Source organism: Streptomyces sp. NPDC031445 (genome assembly GCF_055581365.1).
Genome location: NZ_JBVIJO010000024.1, coordinates 45,874 through 52,232, shown reverse-complemented (window position 1 = coordinate 52,232; position 6,359 = coordinate 45,874). Strand labels below are relative to the sequence as shown.

Here is a 6,359-nt window from a genome sequence, read left to right as displayed (position 1 = left end):
GACCTGCTGAGGTGCTGGACCGGCACCTGCACCACCTGCGGCCAACCCCTCACCACCAACAGAACCAGACCCAGAACCTAACGAAGCACTACTAGCCGTGGCGCGGCGGGCTCCAGCGCTCGTCGCCCGGGGTGCCGTCCTCCCCCAGCCGCAGTGCCAGACGGCTGATCTCGGACCGGACACCCGCGCCGTAACCGTCGTCCGCGAGGCACCGCGCGGTGCTGCGGGCCTGGCGCAGATGGCTGCGGGCGGCCTCGGCGCGGCCCAGCTTGGCGTAGTCGGCGGCCAGGTTGAGGTGCAAGGAGGGGAAGAAGCCGCGCACGCTCGCCGGGTCGGCGCCCACGCGGCCGTCGGCGATCTCCTCCGCCGCCGACAACGCCCGCAGGTCCCAGGCGAGTTCGTCCGCCGGGTCGTCCTGGGTGTCGGCCAGGTAGTGGGCCAGGGTGCAGCGGTGCAGCGGGTCGCCGTCCTCGCCGACCTCCGCCCACAAGGTCAGGAAGCGGCTGCGGGCCTCTTCGCGGTCGCCTCCGTGGTGCAGCATCACGACCTGCCCGATCCGCGTCAGCACGGCGTCCGGCGCCGCCTGTTCCTGTCGCTCCGCCACGGGGTCCCTCCGGGCCGTCGGCAATGGTCCGCTGCTGACGCTAACCGGCGCGCACCGGATTCCCGGACAGGCAGCGCCGTCGTGCCGACGGCCGGTGGGCGACTACGGGCCCGCGGGCCGTTCCCCCGGTCCCGCCGCCGTCAGCCCAGGTTCGGGATGCGCCAGTCGACCGGCTCGTGCCCCTGCGCGGCGATCGCCTCGTTGATCTGCGTGAACGGGCGGGAGCCGAAGAACTTCTTCGCGGACAGCGGCGAGGGGTGCGCGCCCTTGACCACCACGTGCCGGGTCTCGTCGATCAGCGGGAGCTTCTTCTGCGCGTAGTTGCCCCACAGGACGAAGACGGCCGGGTCGGGCCGGGAGGCCACCGCGCGGATCACCGCGTCCGTGAACTTCTCCCAGCCCTTGCCCTTGTGCGAGTTGGCCTCGCCGGCCCGGACCGTGAGGACCGCGTTGAGCAGCAGCACGCCCTGCCGGGCCCAGGGCATCAGATAGCCGTTGTCCGGGACGGGCAGGCCCAGCTCCTGCTGCATCTCCTTGTAGATGTTCCGCAGGGAGGGCGGGGTCTTCACGCCGGGCCGGACCGAGAAGCACAGGCCGTGACCCTGGCCCTCGCCGTGGTACGGGTCCTGGCCCAGGATCAGGACCTTCACCCGCTCGTACGGCGTGGCGTCCAGCGCGGCGAAGACCTCCTCGCGCGGCGGGTAGACCGGACCCCTCGCCCGCTCCTCCTCGACGAACTCGGTCAGCTCCTTGAAGTAGGGCTGCTGCAGCTCGTCGCCCAGAACCCCGCGCCAGGACTCGGGCAGCATGGCGATGTCGGTCACGTCAACGTCCTCACGGTGTCGATCAACTACGGCGTGCGGTCACTTCAGGTCTCCGAACCTACAGGCGACCACTGACAACCCGTGCCGCGAGGACCGTCCGCCGGACCCGGCAGCCCGGCTCACCAGCTGGTCTTGCGGTGCAGCGTCCACATCATCATGATCGTCGAGGGGTCCAGGGCCTGCTCGCCGCCGGAGATGTCGACGCTGGCCGCGAGGAACTGCCGGCCCTGCCACAGCGGGATCAGCCGGGCGTCGTTCACCATGATCCGCTGGGCCGCCTCCACGTCCTTGACGGTCCGGGCGCGGTCGCTCTCCCCGCGCGCGTGGGGCAGCAGCCGGCCGGTGATCTCCTTGGCCGGGTAGGGCGTACCGAGCGCGTTGTGCTCGCCGACGAACGGGGCGATGAAGTTGTCGGCGTCGGGGAAGTCGGGGAACCAGCCGCGCCCGAACACCGGGTACTCGCCGTTCTGGTAGCCCACCACATAGCTCTTCCAGGGCCGGCTTCTCAGGGTGATGCTGAACAGGCCGGAGCCGTCCAGCTGCCGCTTCAGCTCCCGGAACATCAGGGCCGTCTCGGAGCCGTAGCGGTCGGTGGTGTACCAGAGGGTGAGGGGCACGGGCCGGGTGATGCCGGCGTCGGAGAGGATCGTGCGGGCCTTGGCGGCGCTCGGTTCGCCGTAGTCGTCGAAGAACGGGGTGGCGTGGCCGGTCAGCCCCTTGGGGACCATCGAGTACAGCGGGTCGACGGTGTCCTTGTAGACCTTGTGCGCGATGGCGCCCCGGTCCACGAGCTGGGCGATGGCCTTGCGCACGGCGGGCTGCCTCGCCCAGGGGTCCTTGGGGTTGAACACCAGGTAGCTGATGTCGGTGCCGGCCCCGTCGACCAGTTGCAGGTCCTCGCTGCCGTGCTCCTGGAGGGCGAGGATGTCGTCGGCGGCCAGGCCGCGGTAGGTGACGTCGATCCGCTTGTTCCGCAGCGCCTCGACCATGCCGGCGGAGTCCTTGAAGTACCGGATGGTCACCGCGTCGTTCTGCCGCTGGGCGAACCCCTGGTACGTGTCGTTGCGCACCAGGACGGCCTTGCCGCCCTCCTCGTAGGACTGGAGCCGGTACGGGCCGGAGCCGTGGACCGTGGCGTCCTTGCGCAGGGAGTGGGCGGGGTAGTCGTCCGGGTCGACGATCGACATGGCGGGGGTGGCCAGCACGAACGGGAAGGTCGCGTCGGGCTGGTTGAGGTGGAAGACGATCTCGCGGTCGCCGTGGGTCCGGACGCGGTCCAGGCTGCCGAGCAGTCCGGCGGGGCCGCCGGGGGCGTCGATGGTGCGGATGCGGTCGATGGAGTGCCGTACGGCCTCGGCGGTCAGCGGGTCGCCGTCGGCGAACTTCAGGCCGGGGCGCAGCTCGCAGCGGTAGGTGCGGCTCGTGGAGTCGGTGAAGGAGCAGCTCTCGGCGGCGTCGGGCTGGGGGGTGGTGGCGCCGTTCGGGTAGGCGAGGAGCGTCTGGAAGATGTTCCGGTACAGCTCCCAGGAGCCGTCCCAGGCACCGGCCGGGTCCAGGGTGCTGGGGGCGCTGGTGGTACCCACGACGATCGGGCCCTGGCTGTCGGGGTCGCCGTCGGACAGCAGAGTGCATCCGGCCACCAGCGATATGGACGCGATCGCCGCGGCTCTCCGCAGGAATCGGTTCCGGTTGAACACGCGCACGCTCCTCGATCCGCCGTACCAAGGGTCGGCAGACCATACCGCAGCGTTCGAGGCCCTGAACCTGCCCGAATTCAGGCCGTGTTGATCGACTGAGCGGTGACGACGTTGTCATTCCGCTGTGCGGACGCTGTACGCCCTCCCGGGCGCCGATCCGTCCGAAAATCGACGCCCGGAAGAGATGCGCGGCTCAGCCCACGCCGGCGTTGAGGAAGATGCCGCCGTCCACGACGAGGGTCTGACCGGTGATCCAGTCGGACTGCTCGGAGGTGAGGAACGCGGCGGCCCCGCCGATGTCGGAGGGCACACCGAGCCGGCCGAGCGGGTAGGCGGCGGCCGCCTCCTCCTCGCGGTTCTCGTACAGGGCCTGGGCGAACTTGGTCTTGACGACGGCCGGGGCGATCGCGTTGACCCGCACCCCGGGCGCGAACTCGTGCGCGAGCTGCTGCGTCAGGTTGATCATCGCGGCCTTGCTGACGCCGTAGGCGCCGATGAAGGGCGAGGGCGCGAGGCCCGCGATGGAGGCGATGTTGACGATCGCGCCGCCGTTGTCCTTCTGCCAGGCGTGCCAGGTCTTCTGGGCGAAGCCGAGCGCGGAGATCACGTTGGTCTCGAAGACCTTGCGGGCGACGTTCAGGTCGAGGTCCGCGATCGGGCCGAACACCGGGTTGGTGCCCGCGTTGTTGACGAGGAAGTCGACCCGGCCGAAGGCCTCCATGGTGCGTTCGACGACCTCGCTCTGGTGGTCGAGGTCGTGGGCCTTGCCGGCGACGCCGATGACCCGCTCGGCGCCGAGCTTCTCGACGGCCTCCTTCAGGGCGTCCTCGCCCCGGCCGGTGATGCACACGCGGTCGCCGCGCGCGATCAGCGCTTCGGCGACGCCGTAGCCGATGCCTCGGCTGGCGCCGGTGACGATCGCGGCCCTGCCGGACGGCTCCGGGAGTTCAGTCATGTCCGTGTTACCCCTGGGTCCTTAGTTGAGCGGTCCGCCGGCGACGTACAGCACCTGGCCCGAGACGAAGCCGGCCGCCTCGGCGGTGAAGAACGCGATGGCGTTGGCGATGTCCTCGGGCTCACCGACGCGCTGCACCGGGATCTGGGTGGCGGCGGCCTTCTTGAAGTCGTCGAAGCCCATGCCGACCCGGTCGGCGGTGGCCTTGGTCATCTCGGTGGCGATGAAGCCGGGGGCGACGGCGTTGGCGGTGATGCCGAACTTGCCCAGCTCGATGGCGAGGGTCTTGGTGAAGCCCTGCAGACCCGCCTTGGCGGCCGAGTAGTTGGCCTGGCCGCGGTTGCCGAGCGCCGAGGAGGAGGAGAGGTTGACGACGCGGCCCCAGCCGGCGTCGACCATGTGCTTCTGGACGGCCTTGGTCATCAGGAACGAGCCGCGCAGGTGCACGTTCATGACCGTGTCCCAGTCGGAGGCGCTCATCTTGAACAGCAGGTTGTCGCGCAGCACGCCCGCGTTGTTGACCAGGATCGTCGGGGCGCCCAGCTCCTCCACGACCCGGGCGACGGCCGCCTCGACCTGCGCCTCGTCGGAGACGTCCGCGCCGACCGCGACGGCCTTGCCGCCGGCCGCGGTGATCTTCTCGACGGTGTCCTTGCAGGCGGCCTCGTCCAGGTCGATCACGGCGACCGCGCGGCCCTCGGCCGCCAGTCGTACGGCGGTTGCGGCGCCGATGCCGCGCGCCGCGCCGGTGACGACCGCGACCCGCTGTTCAGTGGTGGACATTGCTGTGTCTCCTCGCCCTTGAGAGAACCTGTCGGGTCCTCGGAGAGGACCCCCTGGTGCGGTGAGCGACCGCTTAGTACCTTCAGCACCCGTGACGCTAGAAGCCCTGGCACCCGGTGTCAACGGCACGTCGGCCCGGTGTGATCCATTACCTCACCAGGAGGTCCAGCAACCGCTCCGTCTCGGCCGCCGGGTCGGCCGTCAGGCCGGTGTGCACGGGGCCGGGCTGGACCACGGTGGAACGGGGCGCGATCACCCAGCGGTAGCGGCGCCCCGCGTCGTCGCCCGCGGCCTGCCCGGCCTGGTCGCCGCCCGCGCAGTGCCGCTCGATCGCACGCAGCGCGGCCCGCACCCCGGCGACGTCGGCGGCCGGGTCCAGCGCGAGCAGCCGGGCCTCGTCCAGATGGGTGGCGGCACCGACGTAGCCCCGGGCGCGGCAGTACACGACCACGCCCGCGTTGATGCACTCCCCGCGCTCCACCCGGGGCACGACCCGCAGCAGCGCGTACTCGAACACGTCCCGGTCCCCGCCCTGGCCCGCCCGGGTGATGTGCCGCTCGGTCACATGGCCGGCCATGTGGATGTGGCGCTCGCTCACTTGCCCTCCCCCGTCACGGAGCCGCTGGTGGTGCCGATGCCGGTGATCCGCCCGGCGATGACGGCCGCCCGCGCGAGCAGCGGCCGTGCGTAGGCCCGGCGCAGGTCGTCCGGTGTGCCGAAGCCGGGCTCGCCGTCCAGCCAGGCGTCGGGGATCTCGGCGGTGACCTCGGCCAGCAGGTCCTCGGTGACCCGGGGGGCCAGTTCGGCCGCGGCGGCCGTGACGTCGGGGGCGAAACCGGCGAGGGCGTGGTCCGAGGCGTCGTAGGGACGGGCCGCCGAGGTCTCGGCGCCGGGCCAGTTGTGGTGCCAGATCATGGTGGCGCCGTGGTCGATGAGCCACAGTTCGCCCTGGTGCACGAGCAGGTTGGGGTTGCGCCAGGAGCGGTCGACGTTGTTGATCAGCGCGTCGAACCAGACGATCCGGCCGGCCTCCTCGGGGCTCACCGGGAAGGCGAGCGGGTCGTAGCCGAGGGCGCCGGACAGGAAGTCCATGCCGAGGTTGGTGCCGCCGCTGCCCCGGAGCAGGTCCTGCACCTGCTGCTCGGGTTCGCCGAGCCCGAGGACCGGATCCAGGTGGACGGTGACCAGGCGGGGCATGCGGAAGCCGAGGCGCCGGGCGAGTTCGCCGCACACCACCTCGGCGACCAGCGTCTTGCGGCCCTGTCCGGCACCGGTGAACTTCATGACGTACGTGCCGAAGTCGTCGGCCTCGACGAGCCCCGGCAGCGAACCCCCCTCACGCAGCGGCGTGATGTAGCGGGTCGCGGTGACCTTCTTCAGCACTTCCCGGGCCATCCATCTCTTCAGCCTCCGGCATGAAGAGAGCATAGTAACCGAGAGTGACCGTGGGTGAGGAGTGCCCTGGTCACCGCCCCGGCGCCGCCCGCGACGCCGGG

Annotated in this window: 7 protein-coding genes; all 7 read right to left on the bottom strand. The window is 71.1% G+C overall.

Going from position 1 to position 6,359, the window contains the following annotated elements; translation table 11 throughout:
• Positions 1-91: 91 nt before the first annotated feature.
• Positions 92-604: a hypothetical protein gene (locus ACZ5DC_RS38520; protein ID WP_468660797.1), complete on the bottom strand. Its 513-nt coding sequence runs from the start codon at positions 602-604 to the stop codon at positions 92-94.
• Positions 605-744: 140 nt separating this feature from the next.
• Complete coding sequence (ung, locus tag ACZ5DC_RS38515) at positions 745-1,428, bottom strand: uracil-DNA glycosylase (protein ID WP_468660795.1); 684 nt, start codon at positions 1,426-1,428, stop codon at positions 745-747.
• A 119-nt stretch (positions 1,429-1,547) separates the two neighbouring features.
• Complete coding sequence (locus ACZ5DC_RS38510) at positions 1,548-3,125, bottom strand: ABC transporter substrate-binding protein (RefSeq protein ID WP_468660793.1); 1,578 nt, start codon at positions 3,123-3,125, stop codon at positions 1,548-1,550.
• A gap of 193 nt (positions 3,126-3,318) precedes the next feature.
• A complete protein-coding gene (locus ACZ5DC_RS38505) occupies positions 3,319-4,080 on the bottom strand; it encodes an SDR family oxidoreductase (RefSeq protein ID WP_468660791.1) in 762 nt (253 codons plus the stop codon).
• Between the two features lie 21 nt (positions 4,081-4,101).
• Positions 4,102-4,863 carry a 3-oxoacyl-ACP reductase FabG gene (fabG, locus tag ACZ5DC_RS38500; RefSeq protein WP_468660789.1) on the bottom strand — a complete coding sequence of 254 codons (762 nt, stop codon included), beginning with the start codon at positions 4,861-4,863 and terminating at the stop codon, positions 4,102-4,104.
• 148 nt (positions 4,864-5,011) lie between these two features.
• Complete coding sequence (locus ACZ5DC_RS38495) at positions 5,012-5,461, bottom strand: DUF3037 domain-containing protein (protein ID WP_366751773.1); 450 nt, start codon at positions 5,459-5,461, stop codon at positions 5,012-5,014.
• Positions 5,458-6,246: a HipA family kinase gene (locus tag ACZ5DC_RS38490; RefSeq protein WP_468660803.1), complete on the bottom strand. Its 789-nt coding sequence runs from the start codon at positions 6,244-6,246 to the stop codon at positions 5,458-5,460. Before ACZ5DC_RS38490 ends, ACZ5DC_RS38495 begins: the two co-directional genes overlap by 4 nt.
• Positions 6,247-6,359: the final 113 nt, after the last annotated feature.

Excerpts from the sequence above, each read along its gene's own strand:
- fabG (WP_468660789.1), bottom strand. The coding sequence starts at position 4,863 with ATGTCCACCACTGAACAGCGGGTCGCGGTCGTCACCGGCGCGGCGCGC.
- ACZ5DC_RS38505 (WP_468660791.1), bottom strand. The coding sequence starts at position 4,080 with ATGACTGAACTCCCGGAGCCGTCCGGCAGGGCCGCGATCGTCACCGGC.